Consider the following 18,206-nt stretch of genomic DNA (forward strand, 5'->3'; position numbering starts at 1 on the left):
AATGTTTGGGGGCATCCTCGCCCGGCTCGCCCGGGTCCAGTTCACGGTGGGGTACGTGGCGGCGCTGCTTGCCGTCAGCTGTGCCATCTTGGCCCTCGGCCCGCACGCGCACGACGTGCTGGTCGAGCGGGCCAGCACCAACGTGCACAACCTGGCCCACGGCCACGTGGGCACGCTGCTGGGCAGCGCGCTCGTCGTCGACGCCGGCCCGCTCTACTTCTGGTTGCCCTTCCTCACCTGCCTGCTCGCGCTCGGCGAGCTGCACCTGCGCACCATCAGGCTGGTGGTCGCGTTCCTGGTCGGGCACATCGGCGCGACGCTGGTCGTGGCCGCCGCCCTGGCCGCGGCGGTCGAGTTCGGGTGGCTGCCGCTGTCGATCACCCGCGCCAGCGACGTCGGGATGAGCTATGGGGCGCTGGCCGTGCTCGGGGCGATGACGGCGGTGATCCCCCAGCGCTGGCGCGCCGCCTGGGTCGGCTGGTGGGTGTCGGCCGGTCTGGCCTCGGCGATCATCGGCGGCGATTTCACCGACGCCGGCCACACCGTCGCCGTGGTGCTGGGTGTGCTGGTGTCGGCCCGGTTCCGCCACCCCATCCGGTGGACGCCGGTGCGCTCGTTGATGCTGGCGGCCTCGTCCGGGTTCGGATTCTTGATGCTGGCGCATCACTGGGGAACGATGGCCGCGGCGCCCGCCTTCGGCCTCCTGGGCGCGCTGGCCGCGCACAAGCTCGTGCGCTTCCTGAACGGGCGCGCGGTGCTGGACGACGCCGCCCTGGCCGGCGCGCAGCCGGCCGCGGCGGGCTAGACACCGGACCGCCCTTACTGCCAAGCGCACTGCCGGGCCGCGCGCAGCGCATCACTATGATCGGCACTTGCCGCTGGGCGACTTCCACCCCCAGCCCCCCGTCAGCAAGGAGAGTGTCGCCGCGTGGGTGCTCAGCCCGTCGACCTGTCACCGGACGCCCTGGCCCAGGCCGTCGGCGCCGCCCGCGACGCGATCGCGCGCGCCGGGGATCTGGACGCGCTGGCGCGCGTGAAGACCGAGCACCTCGGTGACCGCTCACCCCTGGCGCTGGCGCGGCAGGCGCTGGGCAGCGTCCCCAAGGAGGAGCGCGCCGACGCCGGCAAGCGGGTCAACGCCGCGCGCGCCGAGGCCCAACGCAGCTACGACGAACGGCTGGCGGCGCTGCGCGCCGAACGTGACGCGGCCGTCCTGGTCGCCGAAAGCATCGACGTCACGCTGCCGTCCACCCGTCAGCCGCCCGGCGCCCGGCACCCGATCACCATCCTGGCCGAGCACATCGCCGACACCTTCGTCGCGATGGGGTGGGAGCTGGCCGAGGGGCCGGAGGTCGAGACCGAGCAGTTCAACTTCGACGCGCTCAACTTCCCCGCGGACCATCCCGCGCGCAGCGAGCAGGACACCTTCTACATCGCGCCGGACGACTCCCGGCAGCTGCTGCGCACCCACACGTCGCCGGTCCAGGTCCGCACCCTGCTGGCGCACGAGCTGCCCGTCTACATCGTCTCGATCGGCCGCACCTTCCGCACCGACGAGCTCGACGCCACCCACACCCCGGTCTTCCACCAGGTCGAGGGGCTGGCGGTGGATCGCGGCCTGTCCATGGCGCACTTGCGGGGCACCCTGGACGCGTTCGCGCGCGCCGAGTTCGGTCCCGAGGCGCGCACCCGGATCCGGCCGCACTTCTTCCCGTTCACCGAACCCTCCGCCGAGGTCGACGTGTGGTTCGTCGGCAAGAAGGGCGGCCCGGGCTGGGTGGAATGGGGCGGCTGCGGCATGGTCCACCCGAACGTGTTGCGGGCCGCCGGGATCGACCCGGAGCAGTACTCCGGCTTCGCGTTCGGGATGGGCCTGGAACGCACCCTGCAGTTCCGCAACGGCATCCCCGACATGCGCGACATGGTCGAGGGCGACGTCCGGTTCTCGTTGCCGTTCGGGGTGGGCGCCTGATGCGGATCCCCTACAGCTGGTTGCGGGAGGTCGTGAACGTCGGCGCCCCGGACTGGCACGTCGCCCCGGACGACCTCGAGCAGGCGCTGATCCGGATCGGCCACGAGGTCGAGGAGGTCGTCACCCTCGGCCCGGTCGAGGGGCCGCTGACGGTGGGACGGGTGAGCAGCATCGAGGAGCTCACCGGCTTCAAGAAGCCGATCCGGGCCTGCCGGGTCGACGTCGGCGCGGGCGAGGATCGTGACATCGTCTGTGGGGCAACCAACTTCGCCGCCGGCGACCTGGTGGTCGTGGCGCTGCCCGGCACCACGCTGCCGGGTGGGTTCGCCATCGCGGCGCGCAAGACCTACGGCCGCGACTCCGACGGCATGATCTGCTCGGCGGCCGAATTGGGTTTGGGCGCCGACCATTCCGGCATCCTGGTGCTGCCGCCCGGCACCGCCGAGCCGGGCGCCGGCGCCGCGGTGCTGGGGCTGGACGACGTGGTCTTCCACCTGGCGATCACCCCCGACCGGGGCTACGGCATGTCGGTGCGCGGGCTGGCCCGCGAGATCGCGTGCGCCTACGACCTGGACTTCGTCGACCCGGCGGAGGTCAAGCCGTTACCGGTGGCGGGCGAGGCCTGGCCGTTGACCGTGCAGCCCGAAACCGGCGTGCGCCGGTTCGCCCTGCGACCGGTGACCGGCATCGACCCCGCCGCCGTGTCGCCGTGGTGGTTGCAGCGCCGGCTGCTGCTGGCCGGCATCCGCGCGACCTCCCCGGCGGTGGACGTCACCAACTACGTGATGCTCGAACTCGGCCACCCCATGCACGCGCACGACTGCAACCGCATCTCCGGGGGCCTCGCGGTGCGTTTCGCCCGGCCCGGCGAGACCGTCGTCACCCTCGACGACATCGAGCGCCGGCTCGATGCCGCCGATGTGCTCATCGTGGACGACCGGGCGACCGCGGCGATCGGCGGCGTGATGGGCGCGGCGAGCACCGAGGTGCGCGCCGACTCCACCGACGTGCTGCTGGAGGCCGCCGTGTGGGACCCCGCCGCCGTCTCGCGCACCCAGCGCCGGCTGCACCTGCCCAGCGAGGCCGCCCGGCGCTACGAGCGCGGCGTGGACCCCGCGGTCTCGGTCGCCGCGCTGGACCGCTGCGCCACCCTGCTCGTCGACATCGCCGGGGGAGCGGTGTCGGAGAAGCTGACCGATTGGCGGGGCGACCCGCCGAACGACGACTGGTCGCTCCCGCCGATCCGGATCCGCGCCGACCTGCCCGACCGCGTCGCCGGGGTCGCCTACCCGCCCGGCGCCACCGCGCGCCGGCTGGCGCAGATCGGGGCGCGGGTGAGCGACGACGGCGACACCCTGACCGTGACCCCGCCCAGCTGGCGCCCCGACCTGCTGCAGCCCGCCGACCTCGTCGAGGAGGTGCTGCGGCTGGAGGGGCTGGAGGCCATCCCGTCGGTGCTGCCCGCGGCGCCCGCGGGCCGCGGCCTCACCGCCGGGCAGAGGCGTCGCCGCGCCATCGGCACATCGCTCGCGCAGTCCGGGTTCGTCGAGATCCTGCCGACGCCGTTCCTGCCCGCGGGCGTGTTCGACCTGTGGGGCCTGCCGGCCGACGACCCGCGCCGCACCACCACGCGGGTGCTCAACCCGCTGGAGGCCGACCGCCCGCACCTGGCCACCACGCTGCTGCCCGCGCTGCTGGAGGCGTTGGTGCGCAACGTGTCCCGCGGCCTGGTGGACGTCGCGCTGTACGCCCTGGCGCAGGTGGTGCAACCGACCGAACAGACCCGCGGCGTGCAGCCCATTCCCGTGCACCGCCGGCCGACCGACAGCGAGATCGCCCTGCTGAACGCCTCGCTGCCGCGCCAGCCCCAGCACGTCGCGGCGGTGCTGGCCGGCCTGCGTGAGCGCCGTGGCCCGTGGGGGCCCGGCCGCCGGGCCGAGGCCGCCGACGCGTTCGAGGCGGCCCGCATCATCGCCCGCGCCAGCGGCGTCGAGGTGCGCCTGCGGGCCGCCCAACACCTGCCGTGGCACCCGGGCCGGTGCGCCGAGGTGCTGGTCGGCGACACCGTCGTCGGGCACGCCGGGCAGCTGCACCCGAGCGTCGTCGAGCGCTCCGGGTTGCCGCCGGGCACCTGCGCCGTCGAGCTCGACCTCGACGCGATTCCCATCGCCGCGGCGTTGCCGGCGCCCATGGTGTCGCCCTTCCCGGCCGTCTTCCAGGACGTCAGCCTGGTGGTGCCCGCGCACGTGCCGGCCCAGGCGGTGGCCGACGCCGTCCGGGAAGGCGCCGGCGAGCTGCTGGAAGATCTGCAGCTGTTCGACGTCTTCACCGGGCCGCAGGTCGGGGAGGGCCGCAAATCGCTGACGTTCGCGCTGCGTTTCCGCGCACCGGACCGCACCCTGACCGAGGACGACGCCAGCGCGGCCCGCGACGCCGCGGTGCGGCGCGCCGCCGAGGCGGTCGGCGCCGAGCTGCGCGCCTGACCACGATTCGGAATGGATTTGCAAACCAATGCATAACCATGCAGAATCGGGGGGATGGCCGACGTATTGAGGGTGGCGGTTGCCGGCGCCAGCGGATATGCGGGCGGTGAGATCCTGCGGCTGCTGCTGGGGCATCCCGCCTACGCCGACGGCCGCCTCGCCATCGGCGCGCTGACCGCCGCGGCCAGCGCCGGCAGCACGCTCGGCGAGCACCACCCGCACCTGATGCCGCTGGCCCAGCGGGTGGTCGAGCCCACCGACGTCGCCGCGCTCGCCGGCCACGACGTCGTGTTCCTGGCCCTGCCGCACGGGCATTCTGCGGCGCTGGCCGAACAGCTCGGGCCGGACACCCTGATCGTCGACTGCGGCGCCGACTTCCGGCTCACCGACGCCGCCGCCTGGGAACGGTTCTATGGCTCCGCGCACGCCGGCAGCTGGCCCTACGGGCTGCCGGAGCTGCCCGGCGCGCGCGAGCGGCTGCGCGGGGCGCGCCGCATCGCCGTCCCGGGCTGCTACCCGACCGCGGCGCTGCTGGCGCTGCTGCCCGCGGTGGCCGAGGATCTGGTCGAGCCCGCCGTCACCGTGGTCGCGGTCAGCGGCACCTCCGGGGCGGGACGCGCGGCCAAGACCGACCTGCTCGGCTCCGAGGTCATCGGGTCCGCGCGGGCCTACAACATCGCCGGGGCCCACCGGCACACCCCCGAGATCGCCCAGGGCCTGCGGGCCGTCACCGAGCGTGACGTCACGGTGTCGTTCACCCCGGTGCTGATCCCGACGTCGCGCGGCATCCTGGCCACCTGCACCGCGCGCACCCGCGCCCCGCTGTCGCAGCTGCGGGCGGCCTACGAAAAGGCCTACGACGCCGAGCCGTTCGTCTACCTGCTGCCCGAGGGGCAACTGCCCCGCACCGGATCGGTGATCGGCAGCAACGCGGCGCAGATCGCCGTCGCGGTGGACGAGGCCGCGCAGACGTTCGTGGCCGTCGCCGCCATCGACAACCTGGTCAAGGGCACCGGCGGCGCGGCGGTGCAGTCGATGAACCTGGCGCTGGGCTGGCCGGAGACCGAGGGCCTGTCGGTGGTCGGGGTCGCGCCGTGACCCACACCGACGTGGCGCGGTTGCTGCGCGAGCAGGGCGTCACCGCGCCGGCCGGGTTCCGGGCCGCCGGCATCGCCGCCGGCATCAAGGCGTCCGGCAACCGCGACCTGGCCCTGGTCTTCAACGAGGGGCCCGACTACGCGGCCGCCGGCGTGTTCACCCGCAACAAGGTCAAGGCCGCGCCGGTGCTGTGGACCCAGCAGGTGCTGACCACCGGGGCGCTGCGCGCGGTGATCCTCAACTCCGGCGGCGCCAACGCCTGCACCGGCCCCGGCGGCTTCCAGGACACCCACGCCACCGCCGAGGCCGTCGCCGCCGCGCTGTCGGACTGGGGGACCGAGACCGGCGCCATCGAGGTCGCGGTGTGCTCAACCGGGCTGATCGGCGACCGGCTGCCGATGGACAAGGTGCTGGCCGGGGTGCGGACCATCGTGCAGGACATGGCCGGCGGGCTCTCCGGCGGCGACGAGGCCGCGCGCGCGATCATGACCACCGACACCGTGCCCAAACAGGTTGCGCTGCACCACCCGGGCAACTGGACGGTCGGCGGGATGGCCAAGGGCGCGGGCATGCTGGCGCCGTCGCTCGCGACCATGCTGTGCGTGCTCACCACCGACGCGGCCGCCCCCGCCGCCGCGCTGGACACCGCGCTGCGCCGCGCCGCCGCCCGCACCTTCGACCGGCTCGACATCGACGGCAGCTGCTCGACCAACGACACCGTGCTGCTGCTGGCGTCGGGCGCCAGCGGGATCGCCCCCGGCCAGGCCGAACTCGACGACGCCGTGCTGGCGGTGTGCGACGACCTGTGCGCGCAACTGCAGGCCGACGCCGAGGGCGTCACCAAGCGCGTCACCGTCAGCGTGACCGGGGCCGCCTCCGACGACGACGCGCTGACCGCCGCGCGGGTGATCGCCCGCGACAGCCTGGTCAAGACCGCGGTGTTCGGCTCCGACCCCAACTGGGGCCGCGTCCTGGCGGCCGTCGGCATGGCGCCGGTCACGCTGGACCCGGACCGGATCACGGTGTCCTTCAACGGCTTTGCCGTGTGCGTCGACGGGGTCGGCGCGCCCGGCGCGCGGGAGGTGGACCTGTCCGGCGCCGACATCGACATCACCGTCGACCTGGCCGTGGGCGACGGCTCCGCCGCCGTGCGCACCACCGACCTCTCGCACGCCTACGTCGAAGAGAACTCGGCGTACAGCTCATGACCTTCACGACGGATGAGCTCGCGACCGGGGTCAAGGCGCAGGTGCTGGCCGAAGCGCTGCCGTGGCTCAAGCAGCTGCACGGCAAGATCGTCGTGATCAAGTACGGCGGCAACGCCATGACCGACGACACGCTGCGGCACGCATTCGCCGCCGACATGGCCTTCCTGCGCAACTGCGGCATCCACCCCGTAGTCGTGCACGGCGGCGGCCCGCAGATCACCGCGATGCTGCGGCGCCTCGGCATCGAGGGCGACTTCAAGGGCGGCTTCCGCGTCACCACGCCCGAAGTGCTCGACGTGGCGCGGATGGTGCTGTTCGGTCAGGTGGGCCGCGAACTGGTCAACCTGATCAACGCGCACGGACCATACGCCGTCGGCATCACCGGTGAGGACGCGCAGCTGTTCACCGCCGTGCGGCGCAGCGTCACCGTGGACGGCGTGGCGACCGACATCGGGCTGGTCGGGGACGTCGAACGGGTCAACACGGCCGCCGTGCTGGATTTGATTGCGGCGGGCCGCATCCCGGTCGTCTCGACGCTCGCCCCGGACGCCGAGGGCGTGGTGCACAACATCAACGCCGACACCGCCGCGGCCGCGCTCGCCGAGGCGCTGCGGGCCGAGAAGCTGTTGATGCTCACCGATGTCGAGGGTCTCTACACCAGCTGGCCGGACCGCGGCTCGCTGGTCAGCGAGATCGACACGGCCACGCTGTCGCAACTGTTACCCAACCTGGAGGCCGGCATGATTCCCAAGGTCGAGGCGTGCCTGCGGGCCGTGACGGCGGGGGTGCCGAGCGCGCACGTCATCGACGGCAGGGTCGAACACTGCGTGCTGGTGGAGCTTTTCACCGACGCGGGCACCGGCACCAAGGTGGTCCGCGCGTGAGCAACAGCGAGGACCTCAAGCACCGCTGGGAAGCGGTGATGATGAACAACTACGGCACCCCGCCGCTGGCCCTGGCCGCAGGCGAGGGCGCCGTGGTCACCGACGTGGACGGCAACACCTACCTGGACCTGCTCGGCGGCATCGCGGTCAACGTCCTCGGCCATCGGCATCCCGCGGTCATCGAGGCCGTCACCCACCAGATGGCGACGCTGGGCCACACCTCCAACCTGTATGCCAGCGAGCCGGGCGTCGCGCTGGCCGAGGAGCTGGTCGCCCTGCTGGCGGTCGACGCGAAGGCCCGGGTGTTCTTCTGCAACTCCGGCACCGAGGCCAACGAGGTGGCGTTCAAGCTGTCGCGGCTGACCGGGCGCACGAAACTGGTTGCGGCGCAAGGCGGCTTCCACGGCCGCACGATGGGCTCGCTGGCGCTCACCGGCCAGCCCAGCAAGCAGGCGCCGTTCGAACCGCTGCCGGGCTACGTCACGCACGTGCCCTACGGGGACGCCGACGCGCTGGCCGCAGCGGTCGACGACGCCACCGCCGCGGTGTTCCTGGAACCGATCATGGGCGAGGGCGGCGTCGTCGTCCCGCCCGGCGGCTACCTCAGCGCCGCACGTGACATCACCTCGCGGCACGGCGCGCTGCTGGTGCTCGACGAGGTGCAGACCGGGATGGGCCGCACCGGAACCTTTTTCGCCCACCAGCACGACGGCATCACCCCCGACGTCGTGACCATGGCCAAGGGCCTGGGCGGCGGGCTGCCCATCGGCGCCTGCCTGGCCGTCGGGCCGGCCGCCGAGCTGATGACGCCGGGCCTGCACGGCAGCACGTTCGGCGGCAACCCGGTCTGCGCCGCGGCGGCGCGGGCTGTGCTGCGGGTGATCGCCGACGAGGACCTGGTCCGGCACGCCGAGGTGCTGGGCAAGTCGCTGCGCCACGGCATCGAATCGCTGAACCACCCGCTGGTCGACCACGTGCGCGGGCGCGGCCTGCTGCAGGGCGTGGCGCTCAGTGCGCCGCGGGCCAGGGATGCCGAAAACGCCGCCCGCGCAGCCGGGTTCCTGATCAACGCCGCCGCGCCCGACGTCATCCGGCTGGCGCCGCCGCTGATCGTCACCGAGGCCCAGCTCGACGGCTTCGTCGCCGCCCTGCCGGGCATCCTGGACGGGGCCGCGGCATGAGCCCCCGCCATTTCCTGCGCGACGACGACCTGTCGCCTGCCGAGCAGGCCGAGGTGCTGCGGCTTGCGGCCGACCTGAAGAAGGACCCGTTCAGTTGCCGGCCGCTGGAGGGGCCGCGTGGCGTCGCGGTGCTCTTCGACAAGAATTCCACCCGCACCCGGTTCTCGTTCGAGGTGGGCATCGCCCAGCTCGGCGGGCACGCCGTCGTCGTCGATGCCCGCAGCACCCAGCTCGGCCGCGACGAGACGCTGGGCGACACCGCGCGGGTGCTGTCCCGCTACGTCGAGGCCATCGTGTGGCGGACGTTCGGGCAGGACCGGCTCGAGGCGATGGCCGAGGCGGCCACCGTGCCGGTGGTCAACGCGCTCTCCGACGAGTTCCACCCCTGCCAGGTGCTCGCCGACCTGCAGACCATCGCCGAACGCAAGGGATCCCTTGCCGGACTGCGGATGTCCTACTTCGGCGACGGCGCCAACAACATGGCCCACTCGCTGCTGGTGGGCGGCGTGACCGCCGGCATCCACGTCACCGTCGCCGCGCCGGAGGGCTTCGCGCCCGACCCCGCCTGCACGGCGGCGGCCCGGGAGCGCGCCGAAGCCACCGGCGGCTCGGTCACGCTCACCGCCGACGCCGACGCCGCCGCCAAGGGCGCCGACGTCCTGGTGACCGACACCTGGACCTCGATGGGGCAGGAGGGCGACGGCCGCGACCGCCTCACCCCGTTCCGGCCGTTTCAGGTCAACCAGCGGCTGCTGGGCCTGGCCGACCCGGAAGCCATTGTGCTGCATTGCCTTCCGGCCCACCGCGGTGAGGAGATCACCGACGAGGTGATGGACGGGCCGGCCAGCGTGGTGTGGGACGAGGCCGAGAACCGGCTGCACGCCCAGAAGGCGCTGCTGGTATGGCTCTTGGAGCGAAACTCGTGACCCGCTCGAAGACCACCCCCGAGACCACCCGGGCCGGGCGGCAGGACCGCATCGTGGCGATCCTGTCGTCGGCGTCGATCAGCAGCCAGAGCGAGCTGGCGGCCCGGCTGGCCGACGAGGGCATCGAGGTCACCCAGGCCACGCTGTCGCGCGACCTCGAGGAACTCGGCGCCGTCAAGCTGCGCGGCGCCGACGGCGGCGTCGGCGTCTACATCGTCCCCGAGGACGGCAGCCCGGTGCGCGGCGTCTCCGGCGGCACCGCCCGGCTGTCCCGGCTGCTCGGCGAACTGCTGGTGTCGGCCGACGCCAGCGCCAACCTCGCGGTGCTGCGCACCCCGCCCGGCGGGGCCAACTATTTGGCCAGCGCGATCGACCGGGCGGCGCTACCGTACGTCGTCGGCACCATCGCCGGCGACGACACGGTCTTCGTCGCCGCGCGCGAGCCGATGACCGGCGCGGAACTGGCCCGCACGCTCGAAAGCCTCACCACAACCTAAGGAGATTGGTTCATGTCAGATCGCGTCATCCTGGCGTATTCCGGCGGTCTGGACACCTCGGTCGCGATCAGCTGGATCGGTAAGGAGACCGGCCGCGAGGTGGTGGCGGTGGCTATCGACCTCGGTCAGGGCGGCGAGGACATGGAGGTCGTCCGCCAGCGCGCCCTGGACTGCGGCGCGGTGGAAGCCGTCGTCGTCGACGCCCGCGACGAGTTCGCCGAGGGCTACTGCCTGCCCACCATCCTGTCCAACGCGCTCTACATGGACCGCTACCCGCTGGTGTCGGCGATCAGCCGGCCGCTGATCGCCAAGCACCTGGTGGCGGCCGCCCGCGAGCACGGCGGCAGCATCGTCGCGCACGGCTGCACCGGCAAGGGCAACGACCAGGTCCGGTTCGAGGTCGGATTCGCCTCGCTCGCACCGGATCTGGAGGTGCTGGCGCCGGTCCGCGACTACGCGTGGACGCGGGAGAAGGCGATCGCCTTCGCCGAGGAGAACGCCATCCCGATCAACGTCACCAAGCGCTCGCCGTTCTCCATCGACCAGAACGTGTGGGGCCGCGCGGTGGAAACCGGCTTCCTGGAACACCTTTGGAACGCGCCCACCAAGGACATCTACGCCTACACCGAGGACCCCACCATCAACTGGAACACGCCCGACGAGGTGATCGTCGGGTTCGAGCGCGGCATCCCGGTGTCCATCGACGGCAAACCGGTGTCCGTGCTGGAGGCCATCGAGGAACTCAACCGCCGCGCCGGCAGCCAGGGGGTGGGGCGCCTGGACGTGGTCGAGGACCGGCTGGTGGGCATCAAGAGCCGCGAGATCTACGAGGCGCCCGGGGCGATGGTGCTCATCACCGCGCACACCGAGCTCGAGCACGTCACCCTCGAGCGCGAACTGGGCCGCTTCAAGCGGCACACCGACCAGCGCTGGGCCGAGCTGGTCTACGACGGGCTCTGGTACTCGCCGCTGAAGACCGCACTGGAAGCCTTCGTCGACAAGACCCAGGAGCACGTCACCGGCGAGATCCGGATGGTGTTGCACGGCGGCCACATCGCCGTCAACGGCCGGCGCAGCGCGCAGTCGCTCTACGACTTCAACCTGGCCACCTACGACGAGGGCGACAGCTTCGACCAGTCGGCGGCCAAGGGCTTCGTCTACGTGCACGGGCTGTCGTCGAAGATCGCGTCCCGCCGGGACCTGGCCACATGACCGCGAGCGACCGTGTTTGCACTGGGACACGCCGCAATGTGCGGACAAATCCGGTCGCTCGTGCCGGAGTGACTGAAGCGTGAGCACGCGCGAGGGGTCGCTGTGGGGCGGGCGGTTCGCCGACGGCCCGTCGGACGCGTTGGCCGCCCTGAGCAAGTCCACCCACTTCGACTGGGTGCTGGCCCCCTACGACATCGTCGCCTCGCGGGCCCACACCGTGATCCTGTTTCACGCTGGGCTGCTCACGCCCGAGCAGCGCGACGGCCTGCTGGCCGGGCTGGACAGCCTGGCCGAGGACGTGGCCGACGGCAGCTTCACGCCGCTGGTGACCGACGAGGACGTGCACGCCGCGCTGGAGCGCGGGCTGATCGACCGGGTCGGCCCCGACCTGGGCGGCCGGCTGCGGGCCGGGCGGTCGCGCAACGACCAGGTGGCCACCCTGTTCCGGATGTGGCTGCGCGACGCGGTGCGCCGGGTCGCGGACGCGGCGCTGGAGCTGGTGGCCGCGCTCGCCGCCCAGGCCGCCGCGCACCCGGCGGCGATCATGCCGGGCAAGACGCACCTGCAATCCGCCCAGCCGGTCCTGCTGGCCCACCACCTGCTCGCCCACGCGCACCCGCTGTTGCGCGACGTCGACCGCATCGTCGACTTCGACCGGCGCGCCGCGGTGTCCCCGTACGGTTCCGGCGCGCTGGCCGGCTCGTCGCTCGGGCTCGACCCGGACGCGATCGCCGCCAAGCTGGGCTTCGCCGAGGCCGCCGACAATTCCATCGACGCGACCGCCGCGCGCGATTTCGCCGCCGAGGCCGCGTTCATCTTCGCGATGATCGCCGTGGACACCTCGCGGCTGGCCGAGGACATCATCCTGTGGAGTTCGACGGAGTTCGGCTACGTCCGGTTGCACGATTCGTGGTCCACCGGCAGCTCGATCATGCCGCAGAAGAAGAACCCGGACATCGCCGAGCTGGCCCGCGGCAAATCGGGGCGGCTGATCGGCAACCTGACCGGGCTGCTCGCGACGTTGAAGGCCCAGCCGCTGGCCTACAACCGCGACCTGCAGGAGGACAAGGAGCCGGTGTTCGACTCGGTGGCCCAGCTGGAGCTGGTGTTGCCCGCGATGGCCGGCCTGGTGGCCAGCCTGACGTTCGACGTCGAGCGGATGGCGGCCCTGGCCCCGGCGGGATACACGCTGGCCACCGACATCGCCGAGTGGCTGGTGCGCCGGGGCGTGCCATTCCGGTCGGCGCACGAGGCCGCCGGGGCCGCCGTGCGCGCGGCGGAGGGGCGCGCCGTCGGGCTCGACGAGCTGACCGACGACGAGCTGGCCGCCATCAGCCCCGAGCTGACGCCCGAGGTGCGGGAGGTGTTGACCATCGAGGGCTCGGTGTCCTCGCGTGACGGCCGGGGCGGGACGGCGCCGGCCCGGGTCGCCGAGCAGCTCGAAGCCGTCCGGGCGGATTGCGAGGAGCTCAGGGCGCGGCTCGGGCGGGCATGAGATGAGGCCGTTTACGTGCCGGTCAATTCCAAGCCGACTAGAATTCCGGCTCAAGCGATGCGGCTGAACCTGTCGAGCCATATCTTCGTCACCAAGGGGTGGGACCAATGAGCGTCGTCGCGGGCGTATTCGGCGCGTTGCCGCCGCATCGCTATTCCCAGCGAGAACTCACCGACTTCTTCGTCAGCATCCCGGAGTTCGAGGGCTACGAGGACATCGTCCGCCAGCTGCACGCCAGCGCCAAGGTCAACAGCCGTCACCTGGTGCTGCCGCTGGAGCGCTATCCCACGCTGACCGACTTCGGCCAGGCGAACCGGATCTTCATCGACAACGCGGTCGACCTGGGCTGCGAGGCGCTGTCGGGCGCGCTCGACGAGGCGGGCCTGCGGCCGCAGGACCTGGACGCGCTGATCACGACGACGGTCACCGGCCTGGCGGTACCCTCCCTGGACGCCCGGATCGCCGGGCGGCTGGGCCTGCGCGACGACGTGCGCCGGGTGCCGCTGTTCGGGCTGGGCTGCGTGGCCGGGGCCGCGGGCGTGGCCCGGCTGCACGACTACCTGCGCGGGGCGCCCGACGCCGCCGCGGCCCTGATCTCGGTCGAGCTCTGCTCGTTGACCTACCCCGGCTACAAGCCGTCGCTGCCGGGCCTGGTCGGCAGCGCGCTGTTCGCCGACGGGGCGGGCGCGGTGGTCGCCGTTGGGGAGCGCCGCGCCGAACAGATGGCCGCGGGCGGGCCCAGCATCCTGGATTCGCGCAGCACGCTGTACCCGGATTCGCTGCGCACCATGGGCTACGACGTCGGCGCCGCCGGGTTCGAGCTGGTGCTGGCCAAGGACCTGGCGCAGGTGGTCGAGGAGCACATCCAGCAGGACGTCGGCGGGTTCCTCGGCGCGCACGGGCTGACCACGACCGACATCGGCGCCTGGGTCAGCCATCCCGGCGGCCCGAAGATCATCGACGCGATCAACGCCAGCCTCAGCCTGCCGCCGGACGCCCTCGAGCTGACCTGGCGGTCGCTGGGCGAGATCGGCAACCTGTCGTCGGCCTCGGTGCTGCACGTGCTGCGCGACACCCTGGCAAAGCCGCCGCCCGGCGAAAGCCCGGGCCTGATGATCGCGATGGGCCCGGGGTTCTGCTCGGAACTCGTGCTGCTGCGCTGGCACTGACAGCGAAGGCGTTGCCTCTTGTGCCCCCCAGAGATTCAGTGTCGCGTCCCGTGACCGGCAACTCCGACGAGCTCGTCCGGGCGTTGCGCGCCGCGCTGAAGGACAACGACCGGCTCAAGCGTGAGGCCCGCGAATACCTCGCCGCCGCAACCGAACGCGTGGCGGTGGTCGGGATGGGCTGCCGGTACCCGGGCGGGATCGATTCGCCGGAAGCCCTGTGGCAGATGGTGGTCGAGGGCCGCGACGTGGTCTCGGATTTCCCGACCGACCGGGGCTGGAACCTGGCCGGCCTGTTCGACCCCGACCCCGACGCGGTGGGGAAGTCCTACGCCCGCCGCGGCGGCTTCCTGCCCGACGCCCCCGACTTCGACGCCGCGTTCTTCGGCATCGCGCCCAGCGAGGCGCTGGCGATGGACCCGCAGCAGCGCCTGTTGCTGGAGGTGTCCTGGGAGGCGCTGGAGCGCGCGGGGATCGACCCCGCCGGCCTGCGCGGGTCGGCGACGGGGGTGTTCGCCGGGATCTTTCACGGTTCGTACGGCGGCCAGGGCCGGGTGCCGGGCCACCTCGAGCGTTACGGGCTGCGCGGGTCGACGCTGAGCGTGGCGTCGGGCCGGGTCGCCTACTCGCTGGGTCTGGAGGGTCCGGCCGTTTCGGTCGACACGGCCTGTTCCTCGTCGTTGGTGGCCCTGCACCTGGCGCTGCGGTCGCTGCGCGCCGGCGAATGCGACCTCGCGCTGGCCGGCGGCGTGACGGTGATGGCGACGCCGGCGATGTTCGTCGAGTTCAGCCGGCAGCGCGCGCTCGCCGCCGACGGGCGGTGCAAGGCCTACGCCGGCGCCGCCGATGGCACCGGCTTCTCCGAGGGCGTCGGGGTGCTGGTCCTCGAACGGCTGTCCGACGCGCGCCGGCTCGGGCATCCGGTGCTGGCGCTGCTGCGCGGCTCGGCGGTGAACCAGGACGGCGCCTCGAACGGCCTGGCGACGCCCAACGGACCGTCGCAGCAGCGGGTGATTCGCGCCGCGCTGGCCGACGCGCGGCTGACCGCGGCGGACGTGGACCTGGTGGAGGGGCACGGAACGGGCACCACCCTCGGTGATCCCATCGAGGCGCAAGCGGTGCTGGCGACCTACGGGCAGGACCGGCCGGCGGACCGGCCGCTGTGGCTGGGGTCGATCAAGTCCAACATGGGCCACACGTCGGCGGCGGCGGGCGCCGGCGGGGTGATCAAGATGGTGCAGGCGATCCGGCACGGGGTGATGCCCAAGACCCTGCACGTGGATGTGCCGACGCCGCACGTGGATTGGTCGGCGGGGGCGGTGTCGCTGCTGACCGAGGCGCGGCAGTGGCCGGCCCTGGACCGGCCGCGCCGCGCCGGGGTGTCGTCGTTCGGGATCAGCGGCACCAACGCGCACGTCATCGTCGAGCAGCCGCCGCAGCCGCCCGAAACGCCAGCGCCGGCGGGCGACGACGCGCCCGCGCCGTGGGTGCTGTCGGCGCGGTCGGTCGACGCGCTGGCCAACCAGGCGTCCCGGCTGCTGGTCCGGGTGCACGACGACCCGGATCTCCGCGTGGTCGACGTGGCCTGGTCGCTGGTTTCGACGCGGTCGCTGTTCGAGCACCGCGCCGTGCTGGTGGGCGCCGACCGCGAGCGCCTGCTGACCGGGCTGGCCGAGGTGGCCGCGGGCGCACCGGGCGCCGGCGCCGTGCTGGGCCGGGCGCGGCCGGTGGGCAAGACGGTGTTCGTGTTCCCCGGGCAGGGGTCGCAGTGGATCGGCATGGGCGCCGAATTGCTGGACACCTCGGCGGTTTTCGCCGAACACCTGCAACGCTGCGAGAAGGCGCTCGCCGAGCACGTCGAGTGGTCGTTGGTCGACGTCATCCGCGGCGCGCCCGGGGTCCCCGGCCTGGACCGCGTGGACGTGGTGCAGCCGGCGCTGTGGGCGGTGATGGTGTCGCTGGCCGAGTTGTGGCGCTCGGTGGGCGTGGTGCCCGACGCGGTGATCGGTCATTCCCAGGGCGAGATCGCGGCGGCGTACGTGGCGGGGGCGCTGTCGCTGGAGGACGCCGCGCGCGTGGTGGCGCTGCGCAGCCGGCTGCTGGTCGGCCTGTCGGGCGCGGGCGGCATGGTGTCGCTGGCCTGTGGCCTGGCCCGGGCCGAGGAGCTGATCGCGCCGTGGGGCGACCGGCTGAATGTCGCCGCCGTCAACGGTGTTTCGGCGGTCGTGGTGTCCGGCGAGGTGGCCGCCCTAGACGAGCTGATCGCCGGCTGCGAGGGCGCCGGCGTGCGCGCGCGCCGGATCGACGTCGACTACGCCTCGCACTCCGCGCACGTGGACGCGATCCGCGAGGCGCTGGCCGGGGCGCTGGCCGGCATCGCGCCGCGGTCGTCGCCGGTCGCGTTGTTCTCCACCGTGACCGGCGAACTGCTGGACACCGCGGGCCTGGACGCCGACTACTGGTACCGCAGCATCCGGCAGACAGTGCAGTTCGAGCGGGCGGTGCGCAACGCGTGCGGCGCCGGGTACGGCGTGTTCGTCGAGTGCAGCCCGCACCCGGTGCTGCTGGCCGCGGTCGAGGAGACGGTGACCGACTGCGGCGGCGACGCGTTCGTGGTTCCCTCGCTGGGCCGCGACGACGGTTCGCTGCAACGGTTCTGGCTGTCGGCGGGTCAGGCCCACGTGGCCGGCCTGCCGGTGGACTGGCGCGCCGCCATCGCCGGCCGGGGCGGGCGGCGCGTGGAGCTGCCGACATACGGCTTTGCGCGGCAGCGGTTCTGGCTGCCGGGCGGGTCGACGGGGTCGGGCGATGTGGCCACCCTGGGGCTGGCGGGTGCGCGGCACGCGCTGCTGGGTGCGGTGGTGGCGCGGCCCGATTCCGGCGGGGTGGTGCTGACCGGCCGGCTGTCGACGTCCGCCCAGCCGTGGCTGGCCGACCACGCGGTGGCCGGGACGGTGTTGTTCCCCGGCGCCGGGTTCGTCGAGCTGGCCATCCGGGCCGGCGACGAGGTCGGCTGCGGCGCCCTCGAGGAGCTGACGTTGTCGGCCCCGTTGGTGCTGCCGGCCGCCGACGGGGTGCGGGTGCAGGTGGTGGTGGGTGCCGCCGTCGAGTCCGGGCAGCGCGAGGTGTCGGTGTATTCGGCCGGCGCGCAGTCGGATTGGGTGCTGCACGCCCGGGGCGTGCTGCGCGCGGCGCCGGTGCCGCCGGCCGCCGACCTGTCGGTGTGGCCGCCGGTGGGCGCGGAGCCGGTGGACGTGGCCGACGCCTACGCTCGGCTGGCCGGGCGCGGCTACGAGTACGGCCGGGCCTTCCGCGGGCTGCGGGCGATGTGGCGGCGGGGCGACGAGATCTTCGCCGAGGTCGCGCTGCCCGACGAGGCCGGCGCGCAGGACGGCGGCTTCGGGATACATCCGGTGTTGTTGGACGCGGCGCTGCACGCGATCGGTGTGGCCGGCGAGCAGGACCAGACGCTGTTGCCGTTCTCCTGGCAGGGGGTTTCGCTGCACGCGGCGGGCGCGTCGCGGGCGCGGGTCCGCATAGCGCCGTCCGACACCGGGGCGGTGTCGGTGGAATTGGCCGACGGCTCCGGGCTGCCGGTGCTGTCGGCGCGCTCGCTGGCGATGCGTCCCGTCTCGGCCGGGCAGTTGGCGGCCGCGGCGGCGCCCGCCGAGGGGTTGTTCGAGGTGGCGTGGTCGCCGATAACGCTGAGCGGCAACGACTCCGAGGCGACGGTGTGGGAGCCGGGTGCGCACGGGACCGATGCGGTCCGGTCGGTGCACGCGGCCACCACCGAGGCGCTGGGCGTGCTGCAATCGTGGTTGGCCGGCCCCGAATCGGGGACGCTGGTGGTGCTGACGCGCGGGGCGGTCGCGCTGCCCGGCGAGGACGTCGCCGACCTGGCCGGTGCGGCGGTGTGGGGGCTGGTGCGGTCGGCGCAGGCCGAGCATCCGGGCCGGGTGGTGCTGGTCGACTCGGACGGATCGCTGGATGCGCGGGCCGTGATCGGTTGCGGTGAGCCGCAATTGGCGGTGCGCGCGGGCGTTGCCCACGCGGCCCGGATGCGGCCGGCGCGCGGCGGATCCGT

General features: G+C 73.2%; 12 protein-coding genes and 1 pseudogene. All 13 read left to right on the forward strand.

The features are described from left to right. Position 1: 1 nt before the first annotated feature. Positions 2 to 805, forward strand: a complete 804-nt coding sequence (locus HMPREF0591_RS16545) for a rhomboid-like protein (RefSeq protein ID WP_040622979.1) — start codon at positions 2 to 4, stop codon at positions 803 to 805. Between the two features lie 123 nt (positions 806 to 928). Further along, positions 929 to 1,972: a phenylalanine--tRNA ligase subunit alpha gene (gene pheS, locus HMPREF0591_RS16550; RefSeq protein ID WP_007169758.1), complete on the forward strand. Its 1,044-nt coding sequence runs from the start codon at positions 929 to 931 to the stop codon at positions 1,970 to 1,972. Next, entirely contained in the window at positions 1,972 to 4,455 is a 2,484-nt protein-coding gene (pheT, locus tag HMPREF0591_RS16555; RefSeq protein ID WP_007169759.1) for a phenylalanine--tRNA ligase subunit beta, read from the forward strand. Before pheS ends, pheT begins: the two co-directional genes overlap by 1 nt. A 38-nt stretch (positions 4,456 to 4,493) precedes the next feature. Next, a pseudogene (gene argC, locus HMPREF0591_RS16560) lies at positions 4,494 to 5,553 on the forward strand (N-acetyl-gamma-glutamyl-phosphate reductase). Beyond that, a complete protein-coding gene (gene argJ / locus HMPREF0591_RS16565) occupies positions 5,550 to 6,761 on the forward strand; it encodes a bifunctional glutamate N-acetyltransferase/amino-acid acetyltransferase ArgJ (RefSeq protein ID WP_007169761.1) in 1,212 nt (403 codons plus the stop codon). The pseudogene argC and the gene argJ overlap by 4 nt, the downstream one beginning before the upstream one ends. After that, positions 6,758 to 7,645 carry an acetylglutamate kinase gene (argB, locus tag HMPREF0591_RS16570; protein ID WP_007169762.1) on the forward strand — a complete coding sequence of 296 codons (888 nt, stop codon included), beginning with the start codon at positions 6,758 to 6,760 and terminating at the stop codon, positions 7,643 to 7,645. The genes argJ and argB overlap by 4 nt, the downstream gene beginning before the upstream one ends. Further along, entirely contained in the window at positions 7,642 to 8,826 is a 1,185-nt protein-coding gene (locus HMPREF0591_RS16575) for an acetylornithine transaminase (RefSeq protein ID WP_007169763.1), read from the forward strand. Before argB ends, HMPREF0591_RS16575 begins: the two co-directional genes overlap by 4 nt. After that, on the forward strand, positions 8,823 to 9,752 hold the full coding sequence (argF, locus tag HMPREF0591_RS16580) for an ornithine carbamoyltransferase (protein ID WP_007169764.1): 930 nt from the start codon (positions 8,823 to 8,825) through the stop codon (positions 9,750 to 9,752). The genes HMPREF0591_RS16575 and argF overlap by 4 nt, the downstream gene beginning before the upstream one ends. Beyond that, on the forward strand, positions 9,728 to 10,249 hold the full coding sequence (locus tag HMPREF0591_RS16585; protein ID WP_050790067.1) for an arginine repressor: 522 nt from the start codon (positions 9,728 to 9,730) through the stop codon (positions 10,247 to 10,249). Before argF ends, HMPREF0591_RS16585 begins: the two co-directional genes overlap by 25 nt. Positions 10,250 to 10,261: 12 nt before the next feature. Beyond that, positions 10,262 to 11,461, forward strand: coding sequence for an argininosuccinate synthase (locus HMPREF0591_RS16590; protein WP_007169766.1), 1,200 nt, complete (start codon positions 10,262 to 10,264; stop codon positions 11,459 to 11,461). A gap of 79 nt (positions 11,462 to 11,540) precedes the next feature. Then, positions 11,541 to 12,956, forward strand: coding sequence for an argininosuccinate lyase (argH, locus tag HMPREF0591_RS16595; RefSeq protein ID WP_007169767.1), 1,416 nt, complete (start codon positions 11,541 to 11,543; stop codon positions 12,954 to 12,956). 107 nt (positions 12,957 to 13,063) lie between these two features. Beyond that, a complete protein-coding gene (locus HMPREF0591_RS16600; RefSeq protein WP_007169768.1) occupies positions 13,064 to 14,125 on the forward strand; it encodes a type III polyketide synthase in 1,062 nt (353 codons plus the stop codon). A 50-nt stretch (positions 14,126 to 14,175) separates the two neighbouring features. Then, the coding region (locus tag HMPREF0591_RS16605) for a type I polyketide synthase (protein WP_007169769.1) at positions 14,176 to 18,206 on the forward strand (4,031 nt) is incomplete at its 3' end.

Source organism: Mycobacterium parascrofulaceum ATCC BAA-614 (genome assembly GCF_000164135.1).
Taxonomy (GTDB): Bacteria; Actinomycetota; Actinomycetes; order Mycobacteriales; family Mycobacteriaceae; genus Mycobacterium; species Mycobacterium parascrofulaceum.

Coding starts and splice junctions, on each gene's coding strand:
- HMPREF0591_RS16545 (WP_040622979.1), top strand. CDS start 2: ATGTTTGGGGGCATCCTCGCCCGGCTCGCCCGGGTCCAGTTCACGGTG.
- pheT (WP_007169759.1), top strand. CDS start 1,972: ATGCGGATCCCCTACAGCTGGTTGCGGGAGGTCGTGAACGTCGGCGCC.
- argB (WP_007169762.1), top strand. CDS start 6,758: ATGACCTTCACGACGGATGAGCTCGCGACCGGGGTCAAGGCGCAGGTG.
- argF (WP_007169764.1), top strand. CDS start 8,823: ATGAGCCCCCGCCATTTCCTGCGCGACGACGACCTGTCGCCTGCCGAG.
- HMPREF0591_RS16585 (WP_050790067.1), top strand. CDS start 9,728: ATGGCTCTTGGAGCGAAACTCGTGACCCGCTCGAAGACCACCCCCGAG.
- HMPREF0591_RS16590 (WP_007169766.1), top strand. CDS start 10,262: ATGTCAGATCGCGTCATCCTGGCGTATTCCGGCGGTCTGGACACCTCG.
- HMPREF0591_RS16600 (WP_007169768.1), top strand. CDS start 13,064: ATGAGCGTCGTCGCGGGCGTATTCGGCGCGTTGCCGCCGCATCGCTAT.